The following is a 14098-nucleotide window of genomic DNA, read 5'->3' on the forward strand; positions in this document are numbered from 1 at the left end:
AGGTTTTGAGCACCGAAGGTGCTTCTGCCGCTTCGCGGCGGAAATGCACGACGAGAAAAGGCTGCTTGGTTGAAACAACAAGTGCCATGGATACCGTTAAATGCAGAGCATCGGTTTCATAGGAGTGATTGAGAAATAGCCGGCTGCCAGTGTCGCCTCTTGACTGGCGGGACACTGGGCGTTTTCATGGACACCATGGACGCTATGGACACCATGGACGCTATGGACACCATGGACGCTATGGACACCATGGACGCTATGGACACCATGGACGCTATGGACACCATGGACACCATGGACGCTATGGACACCATGGACGCTATGGACACCATGGACGCTATGGACACCATGGACACCATGGACACCATGGACACCATGGACGCTATGGACACCATGGACGCCATGGACACCATGGACGCTATGGACACCATGGACACCATGGACGCTATGGATACCATGCACGCTATGGACACCATGGACGCTATGGATACCATGGACGCTATGGATACCATGCACGCTATGGACACCATGGACACCATGGACGCTATGGATACCGCCGGTCAGTCCCCGGCGTCCAAGCAGTCCACAACCGGTCCTCTGAGTCCAAGGCGTCCTTCCCCATGGTCCAGAAAGTCCCCACGGTCCAATTCATGGGACCATGCCTCATGAGTCCGTGAGTCCTCGTCCCAGTGCGCGCAGTCGCCAAGTCGTCCCCATGGTCCCAGTTGTCCTCTGAGATCGGCCATTCTCAATCACTCACTGATTACGGTAAGCAGTAGTTTGGGTGGTGCTGTTGTTTGCTTTGCGGCGATTAGCCTTTATATTCTGACGCTTTATTTACGGGCGCAAGCATCACCTGAAGCCACCATGAATAAGATAGCCGGGAGTCACTGAGCATGATGTCGACCATTTTGAATGTATTGCTGAGCATTGTATCCATTGTTAGCGCCTTTTTGCTGATAGGTATCATTTTGATTCAGCAGAGCAAGAGTGGCGGCGGTCTTGGCGCGGTTAGCGGCGGCATGACTGAGTCAATGTTCGGGGCTTCTGCCGGCAATGTCCTTACCAAGGCTACGACGTGGATTGCGGCGATATTCCTAGTGTCAACGCTGTTTCTGGCAACGGTGATCGGCCGTCTGCGCGATGACACCAGCGCCGCCGAACTCATTCCGCAGGCAGCGACGATTGACACGACCAGCGTGCCCGCTGCCGCCGCTGCCGAAAAGGTAGACGCCGCTGCCGAAAAGGTAGACGCCGCTGCCGAGAAGACGGAAACCGCTGCTCCTGCTCCTGCTGCTCCTGCTGCTCCTGCTGCTCCTGCTGCTCCTGCTGCTCCGGCTGCTCCGGCTGAGTAAAACAGCGTTATCATTTTCGGCTGCCTTGTCGGTTTCTTTGGTTGCCGGGATGTTTTAGCTATAAAAAACAAGGCGATCCGCGTGGGTCGCCTTGTTTTTTTTTATTCCGGTGACACCTTTAGACCGGCGACGTCTTTCAAGCCATCACTGGCCCCAGTTCGGTACGTGGAGAAATCATGCGATGATATGCAAAAAGACGACGATCCAGAATGCCTACGGGATTCATTGTCGGCCTTCTGGGATCATATCACAAGCAGTCAGGGGATATCAGGGCAGGATAATTGTGCGGGGGCCGGATGGTAGTGAAGCGTCTCCTGAAAGTGTTTTATCCTTGCTGAGTTTGGCATTGGCCAATGGTGACGACGTTGAGATAGCCGTTGAAGGACCTGACGAAGAGCAGAAGTGCGACGAACTGCTGGCGTTGTTCAGCAAGAACTACGACTTCCGGTGATGGCCTGTCTTGCCAGCGGGTGGTCATGAATGCAGCGGGTTGTTTTTTGGCAAGGAGGAACTATGCCCCAGAGTCAGATACTTCCGGAACAAATCAGCGGGAAGTGGATATGGCTGAATGGGCCTGAGCAGGCCGGCGGTGCGCATGTCTTCTTCCGGCGTAATCTGCCTTTGTACGAAACCCCTGGTCTGGCCGAACTGTGGGTGGCCGCCCATGCGTATTACCAGGTTTTTGTGAACGGTCGTTTCTGTGCTAGCGGGCCGACGCCGCATCCGCGCGCGGAACGGGCGGCCTATGCCAAGCACGTGGATATCAGCCACTTGCTGGAAGTGGGTACCAACCACATCGCCGTGCATGTCTTCAATCCGCACCTGCCACTGGCGGGAATGTGCCAGGCGCCGGACGGGCTGTGGCTGCAACTGGATATTGATGGCGAGCCGACGCTGTGGACGGATGAGAAGTGGCTCTGTCACCGGGCCATCTGCTTCCCGGATACGGGCTTGCGGGTATCATCGGTCGATGTCTTTTGCGAGCACTTGGACTTTCGGCTTTATCCCTTCGATTGGTCAACGCGGGAAAAGTGGGGCCCGACCAGTCAGGACGGGCAGGGCACCGTTCAGGGCATGGATCCCGCAAGCAATCTGAACCGCACGGCCTGGCAGACACCGAACATCATGTACGCGCCAGACTTCCAGTTCGGCGCCCTGGATTCGGACAACAGTGTGCAGCGGATTTTGGATTCCAATCCGTACACCGCCATTGCGGACATTGGCACCTACCAGCAGCGCAAGGAGGCCCTGTGGATCAGTTATGGCGCGGCGCCTGGACGGCAGCGGGCGGGCGTCTATGCCGCTGAAACTTACGTGTATTGCCCGCCGGGTGACCAGCAGGTCGGCTATTGCATCTGCGATGAGCCCTACCGGCTTTATATCAACGACGTTCTGATCAGCGAGCAGGCGGTGCCGCCGCCGCCCATTCGTTGCAGCAGCCGCCGCGTGGCCATTGAGCCCCTGCGGCCGCAGGATCTCGTCAACCAGGAATTCGAGGCCGTGCTCAAGCCCGGCTGGAACCACATCGTTATTGCGCAGGAAACCCTCACCGAAAACAGCGGTGTTCTCATTTTGTGGCCGGATCTGCCCGTGGGCGCCCTGGCGGTCTTCCAGAAGCCGGACTTCAGTTCCACGCCGGGCTGGAGCGTCACCGGGCCGCTGCGCACGCCGTTGAGTCTCTTCCACCCCGGCTTTCCCTTCGACCAGCTCACCAAAACGAATTTCAACCCGGGGGAAACGTGGCCGCAGGACATCAGCGCCTTCTACTTGAGTTGCGTGTACGAACCATCGCCGGGGAAACCGGCCAGCGCGCTCAATCTGCCTTACAAGATGAAGGAAAAAGACTACCTCATTTTTGATTTTGGGCAGACCATCCTAGCTTATCCCTGCTTGAAGGCCATCGGCAATGACGGGGACATTCTTGACGTCATCTGCGGCGAACATTACTTGAACGACGAAGTGATCGCCTATGAAAACCGCCAGCGCCGGAATACCAGCACCCTGACCTTTGCCACCGGCTATCCCTGTGAGTGGATATCCAGTGTACCCAAAGGCTTCCGTTACATCATGGTGGTGGCCAGGCGGGTCAAACAGCGCATCACGCTGGTGCAACTTGGGTCGTGGATGCCGGCCATTGAACCGCTCTCACAGGGCTCTTTTGACTCGCCGGACAAGACTCTCAACGCGATTTGGCAAGTCGGCTGCAACACCCTGGCGACGACTATCCAAGGAGTGTACATCGATTCCCCCACCAAGGACCAGACGCAGTGCATACCGGATGCGATGATCCAGTCATGGGCGGGCTACTACGCCTATGGCATTGCCGATCAAGCCGCGCAGGCTCTCGAGTCTTTTGCCCATACGCAGCTGGAAACGGGCGAATTCAACGCTCTGAGCCCTTCCGGGCTTTTCCAGGCCGTGCCAGATTACTCGCTGCTTTGGCCGGTGTGGCTGTACCGCCATATCATGTACACCGGCGACACGGCTTTTCTCAAGAAGATGATGCCGGTGTTGGCCAATCTCTTGGCGTATTATGACCGGATGGCCGAGTATCCTGATGGCCCGCTGGGCGACATGCACGACTATCTTGGCACCTACTGTTTCCTTGACCACGGCGTCATTGACCGCGAGGGCATCTGCACTGGCCTCAACGCGATCTACTGCCGGGCGCTGTTCTGCGCGTCATGGCTGGCGGCGCAGGCCGAACTGCCGGATCAGGCGCAGATTTACAAACACCGCGTCGCCAAGGTATCCCAGGAGATTCATGAGCTGACTTGGGTGCCTGATGACGGCCTCTACGCCGATGGCTTCCATGACGGCGCCGTATCGCCGTACAAGTCCTGGCAGAGCAACGTTCTGGCCATCTACGGCGGCATTGCCCAGCCGGAACAGTACGAGACCATCTGGCAGCATTTTTTCAGCGACGACGAGCCCTATGAGCTTTTCAGCGCCGGCGAAGCGAATAACCCCTATTTCAAGCATTTTCTGCTGGAAGCGGCCTTTGCTTTGGGCAAGAACGCATGGGCGATGCGCCTGATCAAGCATTATTGGGGCAAGATGGTCGAAGCTGGCGCCACGACCTGGTGGGAGCTCTTTGATCCTGACAACCCGGCGTCAAAACTGCGCATGTGCAGTAAATGCCATGGCTATGGTGTGTCGCCGAATGTTTTTCTGATCTCGGAGCTGGTGGGCATTCGGCCGGCGGCACCGGGCATGCGCATGGTCTTTTTCAATCCCATGCCGCTAGCAGTGCCGTGGGTCAAGGCGGGCATACCGACGCCGCACGGCCACATCAATGTCGAGTGGCAGATGCGGGCGGACGGCGTTTTCGAGGCCGCCATTTCGGCGACCTACCCGCTGGAAGTCATTCCCATCCTCAATCCGAAAATCGCCGAGACGGCCATCCTTTCGGTGAGCGAAAAAGTGGCCATCCTGGCTCAGGACGAAAGCTGACCGCTCGTCCCCCACTGGGGGGCAACAGAGGAAACAACATGACGGGCCGTGGCGCGAGCCACGGCCCCGTTTTTTTTGGGGGGGAGGCGTGGTGTTGTTGTCGTGCAACTGCCGCGGCAGTCCTTGGCCGCTGCACTGTCGGGTAGGTCAGTAATGGTGTTTGGCGCGGTCGCGGAGGGGGTGGATCAGCCCGAGCTCGAGGGCCAGGCCAATGGCGATGATGATCAATGTCCAGGCGAAAAGTCCGGCCATGTCCATCAATCGGAATGCGCGCTGGATTTGTGCGCCGATGCCCGTGGCGGCGCCGAAGAATTCGGCGGTGGCGGTGACCTTCCAGGTGATGCCGAGGGCGAAGGTGAAAGCCGCCAGACTCGACTGAGCGATGCCTGGCAGGATCAGTTGGCTGAGAAAGCGGCGGCGGGGCACGCGGTAGAATCGCGCCATGGCGAAGAGATTGCGGTCCAAGTGTGCCGTGCCTTGGGCGATATTGATGAACAGCACCGGGAAGACCGAGGCGAAGACGACGATGATGGGCACCGTTGAGCCCGTGCTGACCCAGACCAGGACGAGGGAAATCCAGACGATGGGCGGGCAGCTTTGCGCGGCGGTCACCAGGGGCGAGAAGAATTCCAGCAGGCGCGGGTCGAGGCCGCAGGGAATGCCCAGCACATAGGCGGCAACGGCGGCCAGGGCAAGCCCGCCAAGTCCGCGCAGCAGGGTCGCCGCCACGTGACTCCAGGTCGCCTGGCTGGCAAGAAGCGCCAGCAGCTTCAGCGCGGTTGTGCCGGGGGCGGGTACCAGTGCCGGGCCGCAAAGCATGCTGGCCAGAGCCCAGCACAGGAGTAGGATGACAAAGGGCGAGGCTTTGCGGATGATGGTCAGTGGCGACATGGTTGTTCAGGGCCTCCACAACAAGGCCGGGTCGTAAGGCAAGTCGGGATTGACGATGGCCAGGAATGTCTTGATTTCCTCCTCGACATCGCAGGCCCGCTCGACCAGGATGAGTTCGCGCGGCAGCGCGGTCAGCAGCATATCCCGGGGGACAAAATCGCAGAGTTCGTCTGGCCAGACGGCGGCGATCTGCTCGGGCGGCAGCGTCGCCAGGCGCGCGGCGGCGGCGGTGAGGACCGCGACGAGTTTGGCGGGCAGGTCGGGTTGGGAGCGGATCAAGTCCTCGTGGATGGCGAAGCCGGCCCAGGGCACGCGCTGCTGGCCGCCATGGCGTTTGCTGTAGAGGTCTTCGAGGCTGGCAACGATGCTCAGCGACGGGTCTTTGGCGAGCATGGTGCTGACCATGGGCTCGGGGAGCAGCGCCATGTTCACGCGACCGCTCAGCAGCTTGAGCATCAGCTGTTTGGGTTCATTGGGCTCTGCGCGCAGGACGATGCCGTCTGCCGCCAGAAGATGTTCAAGCAGCATTTCGCCGGGGCTGGCCGGCGGTGCCGCCGGGAGTGCAAATGGCTGGCTGCTGCGCAGCAATTCGGGCCAGGCCAGGCCTTTGCTGCGCGCGATGACCGACCACTTGCGCCAGCCGCTGATGGCGAGGATGCGGATGGGCGCGCCGGCATTGCGCGCACGGGCAAAGCCCTCGCAGTGTCCCAGCCACACATCGCCCTTGCCCGACAGGAGCGAACTCAGCAGTTGTTGCTGATTCTGCCAGTCCTGCCGTTCGTGGGTAGTGATGGCGCCGAGACTGCCGTCGGCAACCGCCGCCAGCCAGGGCAGCTGCGGCGATGTCGCCGCGGGACTGGACGAAAAAATGAGCAGCGGACGCGTCGGCCTGGAAGTCGCCGCGGGGTCTTCACCCACTGGTGCCTCCCGGCGGCAGGAGACGACCATGGCCAACAGCAGGAGAAGAGTCAACGCCTGCTGGCAGAGGTTGCGGTGGCTGGTCTGCTGGAGATTGCGTGGCGACCGTAAAGATTGCATGCATGTCATGAGTGAACAACGCTCCTGCGTGGCGTGACTGCCGCCGGACGACGGCGATGAACGGAAAAACTACTATAGCACCGACCGTGCAGGCAGGAGGTCGCCAGCACACGTTTTCGCCCGAATGTCCAAACATGACATTGGTCAGTAACCACCCCGGGGGGGAAACACCGGGGACAATTTGCAGAAAACCCACGGCCAATCGCCGCCCAACCATTCGACCTTGATTCCCGCTGACCTTTGCGGCTGCGGGTTTCATAGGATTAATGCTCTTCACGTAGTGTACTGGCAATGGTTGGCGAGGAGTTGATTTGTGACCATGCACAAGATCATTCGCCGAGGTTTTGAGCACCGAAGGTGCGCCCTAAGATAGCCCAGGGCAAGCGCCCGCAGGGCGCGTCGCCCTGGGTAAGGTGCCCCATCCCAAAAGAGCCCTGAAGGGGCGGCCAAAAAGACCTGCGACGATGGGTCACAGCACAAAATTGCCGCCGCAATCAATGAGTTCCATTGCCTCTTTGGCCCCAGTCAGCTGCGCCGACTGGGGCCAAAGAGGCTGAGGAACACGGACCAATATGGCGCGCTACCCAGGGCGGCGCGCGCCTTCGGCGTCGCTTGCCCTGGGCTACGATGACAGCGCCCTTCCAGGGCGCTTGCCGCTTCGCGGCCAGGGGTGCCGGGCGCGCGAATGGACGCTTGCTGGCCTCTTGCGACGGCGCGGGCTGAAAGCCCGCACCACGGCTGGGAGACGGGCGCGCGAATGGACGCTTGCTGGCCTCTTGCGACGGCGCGGGCTGAAAGCCCGCACCACGGCTGGGAGACGGGCGCGCGAATGGACGCTTGCTGGCCTCTTGCGACGGCGCGGGCTGAAAGCCCGCACCATGGCTGGAAGACGGGCGCGCGAGACCTCGGCTGGGAGACGGGCGCGCGGGACTACGGCTGGGAGACGGGCGCGCGTGACTACGGTTGGGAGACGGACGCGCCTGGGGCATCCTGATGCGCTCCGTCTGGTATCAATGGCCGACCGATTACCCAAACATGTCATCCTGCTGACAAAATAAGTTGTTATTGTGCCCTACAGCGCTATATTGTTATGCACGACGCAGACGGATCACGGAGCGGGGTAGTCCCGTTGGTGACATGGCCGTAGTGGGCTATGACAGGACAATTTTGCAATCACGGTCACTTCCCTCGTGTGTAAGAATGCGTGGGAAGTTTTTTGTATCGGCAGAAATGCTTCAGCGAATGAGGCACAACGCGGGCAATTGTGCCAGGGGTGGTAGTTATGAATAATGATTTTTTAGTCAATTTAGAGTCTTTGGAGCGCGAGCGCGGTATTGATCACGAGACTCTTATCGCCCTGGTGGAAGAGTCCTTGGAGTCCGCCGCCCGCAAGGCAGTGTGCGCCACCCGGGATTTGCACGTGCAGATTGATCGCAAAACGGGCGCGATTCAGTGCTTGGCGAAGCTTTTTGTGGTGGACATTGTTGAGCACCCCGAAGAGGAAATTGCCATCAGCGAGGCGCGGGTGAAGTATCCCGAAGTGCGTTGCGGTGACGAAATTGAGTGGGAAGTCACGCCGGAGAATTTTGGTCGCATTGCGGCTCAGACTGCGAAGCAGGTGATCATGCAGCGGTTGCGGCAGGTCGAGAAGCGCAACATTTGCGATGTGTTCAAGGATCAGCTCATGCAGTTGGTCAATGGTGAAGTGCGGCGCGTGGAACGCGGCGAAGTGATTATCAGCATCGGCACTGCCGAGGGCATGATGCGGCACAGCGATCGCATACCTGGTGAGGACTACGAGCCCGGCGACCTGATCACTGCCTTGCTGGTCGAGATCAATGCTGACAAACCTGGCCCGAGCCTCTACGTGTCGCGCTCCCACCCGGAATTTGTGGCGCGGCTCTTTGAGCGGGAAGTGTCGGAAATCAGCGAAGGCCTGGTGCAGATCAAAGCGGTTTCCCGCGAAGCAGGTTATCGCAGCAAGATCGCGGTGTCGTCCAAGGAGCCGCGAGTGGACCCCGTTGGCGCCTGTGTGGGCCTGCGTGGGACCCGGGTGAAGACCATCGTTCGCGAGCTGGGTGGTGAAAAAGTGGACATTTTGCAGTGGGATTCAGACGTCCGGGTTTTCGTGACCAACGCTCTGAAGCCGGCGAAGATTGCCCGCATGGAGGTCAATACCGAGCGCAAGTCCATTCGCATTGAAGTTCAGGAAGACCAGTTGTCGCTGGCTATCGGCAAGAAGGGCCAGAATGCCCGTTTGGCCTCCAAGCTGACCGGCTGGCGCATTGATATCCAGCGGGCGGCGGAACTGGCCGACAACAAGGTGGACGACTTTGAGGAGCGGGTGCGCCGTGCGATTGACAGCTTGGCGAAGGTTGCTGGGATTGGTCCGGAAGCCGCTGCCGTTTTGGTGGCCAATGGTTTTGCCAGTCTGGAAGGCATTGTTGCCGGTGAAGAGACCGACATTGCTGAACTGCCCGGTCTCAATGCCGATCGGGCGACGGAAATTATGAAAGCTGCTCAAGATGCACTCGGCGTGTAATCGGCCGGCGGCGTGGCCGCGGCTGACGCTCGCTTCCGGTTCTGAAGATACCGGGACACAATGATCTGGTGACAGGGCGTTGGCGGGGCCGTGAAGACGATGATTGCTTTTGCGTAAACATAGAAGTGGAGGCCCAAAGCCAATGAGTGACCGTGTGAGAGTATATGAACTGGCCCGCGAACTCGGCCTGACCAACAAGGAGCTCATGGCCCTGCTGGAAAATGAAGGCTGTGCCGTCCGGAGCCATTCGAGCACCCTCGAGGCCGATACTGCGGACTTAATTCGCGATTTGGTCATCGCCGAACGGCAAAAAGAGCAGCAGAAAAAGGCCGACAACAAGCCGCCGGCACCGCCGGCACCGCCGGTTCCGGTGGCGAAAACCGGCGCCGATAAGCCTGTGGCCAAGCCCGCGGCTAAGCCTGTTGAGAAGGCTGTGATTGACAAAGATGCGGCAGGTAAAAAAGCCCATGTTGCCGTTCCCCCGAGAAAAGTTGACGCGGACGCCACGGATGAGTCTGGGGACGACGAGGAGGCCGCCGCTGTCGTCGAGGAAGCCGGCGCCAAGGAATTGCATTTGAAGGCGCCGATTACGGTGCGTGATCTTGCCGAAGGCCTGGGGAAGAAGCCCAACGAGCTCATTGGTCTGTTGATGACCATGAACATCTTTGCGGCTATCAACCAGGTGCTTGATGTCGAGCTCGTGGAGAAGATTTGTGAGCGTCATGGTGTTGTCTTTGTGCGTGAGCGGCGGGAGAAGGGTCGCGATCGCGACAGGGGCGGCCAGCCTGGCCAGGAAAATCGGATTCCTCTGTCGGTGCGGCCGCACCGCAAAGTTGGCCGGCCGCCGGTGGTGGTTTTCATGGGCCACGTCGACCACGGCAAAACATCGTTGCAGGACTACATCCGCCATAGCCATGTGACGTCTGGCGAAGCTGGCGGCATTACACAGCACATTGGTGCGAGTGTGGCGACGGTTGGTGATCAGACCATCACCTTCCTTGATACGCCCGGCCATGAGGCTTTCACGGCCATGCGTGCGCGTGGCGCCAATGCGACGGATATCGCCGTGCTGGTGGTGGCCGCTGACGACGGCGTCATGCCTCAGACCGTCGAAGCCATCAACCACGCCAAGGCCGCCAATTTGCCGATTGTCGTGGCTATGAACAAAATGGACTTGCCGGCAGCCAATCCGGACAAAGTTTTGCTGGGGCTACAGCAGCACGGCATTACCCCGCGTGATTGGGGTGGTGAAACGGAAGTGCTACCGGTGTCGGCGCATACCGGTGTGGGCATCAACGAGCTGCTTGAACAGATTTTGCTTGAAGCGGAAATGCTGGAGCTCAATGCCGATCCCGACGCGCCGTTTGAAGGCTTGGTCATCGAAGCCCAGATGGAAACCGGCATGGGGCCGACGGCGCACGTCCTGGTGCGCAATGGCACGTTGAAACTCAATGACGCGGTTATCTGTGGTCAGTGCTATGGCCGGGTGCGCGCGCTAATAGACTCGCAGGGGCGGCGTGTGCAGAAGGCATCGCCCTCGATGCCGGTGAAAGTCATGGGCTTGTCTAGCGTGCCCAATGCTGGGGACAAGATACTTGCCTGCGCCAACGAGCGCGAAGCCCGGGTGCTGGCGGAAGAGGCTATGCAGGCCGCTCGCCAGGGCAATCTCAGTGTCGAACGCATGGTTACGCTTGACGACATGTTCAGCTTGTTGGCCAAGGAAGAGAAGCCCGAACTGCCGATCATCCTCAAAACCGATGTGCGTGGCAGTCTAGAGGCCATAACGGACTGCATTGCCAAGCTCAAATCTGACCGCATCAGTGCCCACATCCTCCACAGCGGCGTCGGCGAAATCAGTGAAAACGACGTGGTGTTGGCTGCGGCGTCGAAGGCGGTCATTCTTGGTTTCCATGTGCGCGTGATGCCTGGCGTGAACCGTTTTGCCAAACAGAAAGGCGTGGACGTTCGCCTGTATTCGATCATCTACGAGCTGCTCCAGGAAGTGGAGAAGGCCATGCGTGGCCGTCTGCAGCCCGATATCAAGGAAACGCCGTTGGGCGAGGCCGAGATCATTCAGGTCTTCGAGGTCAGCAAGGCCGGCAAGATCTGCGGTTCCCGCGTCAATTCCGGCGTGATGCGCGTGAATGCGAAGGCGAAAGTGTATCGCGACAAGGAACTGATCTACCACGGTCAGGTGCAGTCGTTGAAGCGCTACAAGGATGACGTGCGCGAGGTGCACGCCGGTTTGGAATGTGGTATTCGTTTGGACAATTTTGAGGACTTCGAGGTCGGCGACAAGATTGAGCTGTTCGAGGTTGTTGAAATCGCTCCTGAGTTATAAGATTGCTGTGAACACAGGGGTGTTGTAGTGGCTGTAGATCGGTTAAAGCGAGTGAATGAGTTGTTGCGTCGGGAATTGGGCCAGGTCTTCGAGGTGCTGGTCAGTCCTGAGATCAAGACCTTGGTGACAGTCACCGACGTGCGGATTGCGCCGGACCTGCGGGAGGCGCTGGTCTTTGTCAGCGTGTACGGTGACGAGCACGCTGGCAAGGCCGTGTTGACCTTTCTGGCCAAGAAGCGTGCGCACATCCAGCACGATTTGTCGCGCAAAGTGATCCTCAAGTACACACCGCGGTTGCATTTCAAACTGGACCAGACTGCCGCCAAGGCGGACCGGGTGATGTCCATCCTGGATACGCTGCAGGTCGACGAGAGTAAAGGCCCAGACCAAGAGTCCGAGGCGGCGGCTGACGAAACGCAGGCCTAAGGGATTGCCGCGCCGCGGTGTTTTTTCTCGCCGGTCGCCGCCGCCCATTACCGCCACTGCGGGGCGGGACGGTAGCCTGCGGCCATTTACTCACGTTGAGCCTCTTTGGAGGGCAAGGACTTCATGCCACGAAGGACCATGAACGAGATCGACGGCCTGTTGCTGGTCGACAAGCCGATGGACTGGACCAGCCACGACGTGGTGAATTGCATCCGGTCGCGTTTCAATTTGAGCAAGACGGGCCACTGTGGCACGCTTGATCCCATCGCCACTGGACTGCTGGTGCTTTTGCTGGGTCATGCGACCAAGCTCCAGGACCGCTTGATGAGCGAGGACAAGGTTTACACTGGCACGATGCGTCTTGGCGTGGAGACCGACTCCGAAGATCGCACTGGCGTGGTCACGGCCACGGCTGATGCCAGTGGCGTGACCCCGGAGCAGGTCCGGACCATCGCCGCGCGCTTCCTTGGCCCGCAGCAGCAGACCCCGCCCATGGTGTCAGCTATTAAAAAGGACGGCAAGCCGCTCTACAAGCTGGCGCGGAAGGGTGAGGTCATCGAACGCGAAAGCCGGCCCATTGTCATTCACGCGCTGGAGTTGTCGCGCATTGCCTTGCCTGACGTGGATTTTTGCGTCCATTGCAGCAAAGGCACTTATATTCGCACGCTTTGCGCCGATATGGGGCGCGCACTGGGCTGTGGTGCGCACATGCTGGAGCTGCGGCGCGAGAGCAGCGGTAGTTTCCAGGTGGCCGACGCCGTGAACATGGACGCCATCAAAAGCTGGGAGCTGCCCGAATTCGTGCAACATGTACAGCCGCTGGGTGATGTGATCGCCAAGTTGCTCGCTGACAAGGAGCACGCGTAGCGGTCGTCGCGCCACCGAGAGAAATCCAGTTCATCAGCCATGAATGACACGACCTGCAGAATAGTATCCTATCCCAGTGAGCTGGCGGCGGCCTGCCCGCGTATCGCGGTGGCCATTGGCGTTTTTGACGGTGTGCACATCGGCCATCAAGCCATTTTGGGCGAACTGCGGCGATTGGCTGTGGACAGCGCCGCCGTGCCGGTGGTGCTCTTTTTTGATCCCCATCCCCGCGCGGTACTGACGCCTGAGCAGGCGCCGCCGCGGCTCAGCTCGTTGGACACGAAGGTCCGTCTGCTTCAGGATCTTGGCCTGCGGCACTTGGTGTGTTTTCCGTTTACGCGCGAGCTTGCCGAGTTGTCGCCGGCGGAGTTTCTTGAGCGTTATTTTTTCATCCCGGGTCTGACGGTGACGGCTTTTTGTGTGGGTCAGAACTGGCGTTTTGGTAAAGGTAACAGCGGCAACGGCGCGTTGCTGGCGGAGTTGGGGCGGGCGCGTGACGTGGCCACCAGCGTGGTGCCGTCGGTGCGCTATGGCAGCGACGTGGTCAGCAGTACGCGCATCCGCCAGGCCGTCGCCGCCGGCGAGCTGGATTTGGCCCGGGCCATGCTGGGGCGGCCATACAGCATCAATGGCGTGGTTAGCCATGGCCGTGGCGTTGGTGGCAAGGTGCTCAAATGTCCGACGGCCAACATAGTCGATCATGGCCTGCTGTTGCCGCCCTTCGGCATCTACGCGGCGCGTGGGCGCGTCGGCCAGCGGCTGCTGGACGGCGTGGTCTATATTGGCGATGCTCCGACCATCCGGCACGACGGCAACCCCGAAGTGATCGTCGAACTGCACCTGTTTTCCTTCGCCGCGGATTTGTATGGCAAGCAAATCGAGGTACTGTTTTATCGTTTTCTGCGGCCGAGTATGATCTTTGCGGACACGGAATCGCTGTCGGCACAGATCCAACGGGACATCAAGGCCGCGCGCCTAGCCCTGCTCGACGAGTGAGCGCGATGGACTGCGGCGCAGTGAGCAAGGTTTCGCGGTATACGGCGTTGGGTAAAGCCACGGCGTTACGACGAAAGGCCTGGTCATGGATAGCGTCCTGAAACGATCTGGGATTGTCGGTGGGCGGCAGCGTCGCGGTTTTCGCGGGTGTCTTTTCTGGGGTTGCGCTGGCGTTTGTCTGCTCGTGGG

11 protein-coding genes are annotated in these 14098 nt (G+C 59.7%); 9 read left to right on the plus strand and 2 right to left on the minus strand.

Annotation, left to right across the window (positions count from 1 at the left end; genetic code table 11):
* The first annotated feature begins 186 nt into the window (after positions 1 to 186).
* The 4 genes from J3R75_RS12580 to J3R75_RS12595 all read left to right on the plus strand — a co-directional run bounded on the left by J3R75_RS12580 (position 187) and on the right by J3R75_RS12595 (position 4808).
* Positions 187 to 669, plus strand: a complete 483-nt coding sequence (locus J3R75_RS12580; protein ID WP_307262038.1) for a hypothetical protein — start codon at positions 187 to 189, stop codon at positions 667 to 669.
* A 227-nt stretch (positions 670 to 896) separates the two neighbouring features.
* Positions 897 to 1355 carry a preprotein translocase subunit SecG gene (secG, locus tag J3R75_RS12585; protein WP_307262040.1) on the plus strand — a complete coding sequence of 153 codons (459 nt, stop codon included), beginning with the start codon at positions 897 to 899 and terminating at the stop codon, positions 1353 to 1355.
* A gap of 181 nt (positions 1356 to 1536) precedes the next feature.
* Positions 1537 to 1806: an HPr family phosphocarrier protein gene (locus tag J3R75_RS12590; RefSeq protein WP_307262042.1), complete on the plus strand. Its 270-nt coding sequence runs from the start codon at positions 1537 to 1539 to the stop codon at positions 1804 to 1806.
* 62 nt (positions 1807 to 1868) lie between these two features.
* Positions 1869 to 4808: a family 78 glycoside hydrolase catalytic domain gene (locus J3R75_RS12595; protein WP_307262044.1), complete on the plus strand. Its 2940-nt coding sequence runs from the start codon at positions 1869 to 1871 to the stop codon at positions 4806 to 4808.
* Positions 4809 to 4955: 147 nt separating this feature from the next.
* Here J3R75_RS12595 and J3R75_RS12600 read toward each other — a convergent pair whose 3' ends face one another.
* The gene (locus J3R75_RS12600; protein ID WP_307262046.1) at positions 4956 to 5699 is read right to left on the minus strand and encodes an ABC transporter permease; all 744 of its coding nucleotides are present in this window, start codon (positions 5697 to 5699) and stop codon (positions 4956 to 4958) included.
* A 6-nt stretch (positions 5700 to 5705) separates the two neighbouring features.
* Positions 5706 to 6746 (minus strand): hypothetical protein, encoded by a 1041-nt coding sequence (locus tag J3R75_RS12605; RefSeq protein ID WP_307262047.1) that lies wholly within the window; start codon positions 6744 to 6746, stop codon positions 5706 to 5708.
* Between the two features lie 1273 nt (positions 6747 to 8019).
* On the opposite strand from J3R75_RS12605, the gene nusA reads away from it, so the two are divergent.
* The 5 genes from nusA (at position 8020) to ribF (ending at position 13909) form a co-directional block, all read left to right on the plus strand.
* Positions 8020 to 9279: a transcription termination factor NusA gene (gene nusA / locus J3R75_RS12610; RefSeq protein ID WP_307262049.1), complete on the plus strand. Its 1260-nt coding sequence runs from the start codon at positions 8020 to 8022 to the stop codon at positions 9277 to 9279.
* Positions 9280 to 9421: 142 nt separating this feature from the next.
* On the plus strand, positions 9422 to 11620 hold the full coding sequence (gene infB / locus J3R75_RS12615; RefSeq protein ID WP_307262051.1) for a translation initiation factor IF-2: 2199 nt from the start codon (positions 9422 to 9424) through the stop codon (positions 11618 to 11620).
* A 27-nt stretch (positions 11621 to 11647) separates the two neighbouring features.
* On the plus strand, positions 11648 to 12046 hold the full coding sequence (gene rbfA / locus J3R75_RS12620) for a 30S ribosome-binding factor RbfA (protein WP_307262053.1): 399 nt from the start codon (positions 11648 to 11650) through the stop codon (positions 12044 to 12046).
* Between the two features lie 123 nt (positions 12047 to 12169).
* Positions 12170 to 12913 carry a tRNA pseudouridine(55) synthase TruB gene (truB, locus tag J3R75_RS12625; protein WP_307262055.1) on the plus strand — a complete coding sequence of 248 codons (744 nt, stop codon included), beginning with the start codon at positions 12170 to 12172 and terminating at the stop codon, positions 12911 to 12913.
* Positions 12914 to 12952: 39 nt separating this feature from the next.
* The gene (ribF, locus tag J3R75_RS12630; protein ID WP_307262057.1) at positions 12953 to 13909 is read left to right on the plus strand and encodes a riboflavin biosynthesis protein RibF; all 957 of its coding nucleotides are present in this window, start codon (positions 12953 to 12955) and stop codon (positions 13907 to 13909) included.
* Positions 13910 to 14098: the final 189 nt, after the last annotated feature.

The organism is Oligosphaera ethanolica (genome assembly GCF_030814695.1).
Lineage (GTDB): Bacteria > Verrucomicrobiota > Lentisphaeria > Oligosphaerales > Oligosphaeraceae > Oligosphaera > Oligosphaera ethanolica.

Coding starts and splice junctions, on each gene's coding strand:
- J3R75_RS12580 (WP_307262038.1), top strand. CDS start 187: ATGGACACCATGGACGCTATGGACACCATGGACGCTATGGACACCATG.
- secG (WP_307262040.1), top strand. CDS start 897: ATGATGTCGACCATTTTGAATGTATTGCTGAGCATTGTATCCATTGTT.
- J3R75_RS12590 (WP_307262042.1), top strand. CDS start 1,537: ATGATATGCAAAAAGACGACGATCCAGAATGCCTACGGGATTCATTGT.
- J3R75_RS12595 (WP_307262044.1), top strand. CDS start 1,869: ATGCCCCAGAGTCAGATACTTCCGGAACAAATCAGCGGGAAGTGGATA.
- J3R75_RS12600 (WP_307262046.1), bottom strand. CDS start 5,699: ATGTCGCCACTGACCATCATCCGCAAAGCCTCGCCCTTTGTCATCCTA.
- J3R75_RS12605 (WP_307262047.1), bottom strand. CDS start 6,746: ATGACATGCATGCAATCTTTACGGTCGCCACGCAATCTCCAGCAGACC.
- nusA (WP_307262049.1), top strand. CDS start 8,020: ATGAATAATGATTTTTTAGTCAATTTAGAGTCTTTGGAGCGCGAGCGC.
- infB (WP_307262051.1), top strand. CDS start 9,422: ATGAGTGACCGTGTGAGAGTATATGAACTGGCCCGCGAACTCGGCCTG.
- truB (WP_307262055.1), top strand. CDS start 12,170: ATGCCACGAAGGACCATGAACGAGATCGACGGCCTGTTGCTGGTCGAC.
- ribF (WP_307262057.1), top strand. CDS start 12,953: ATGAATGACACGACCTGCAGAATAGTATCCTATCCCAGTGAGCTGGCG.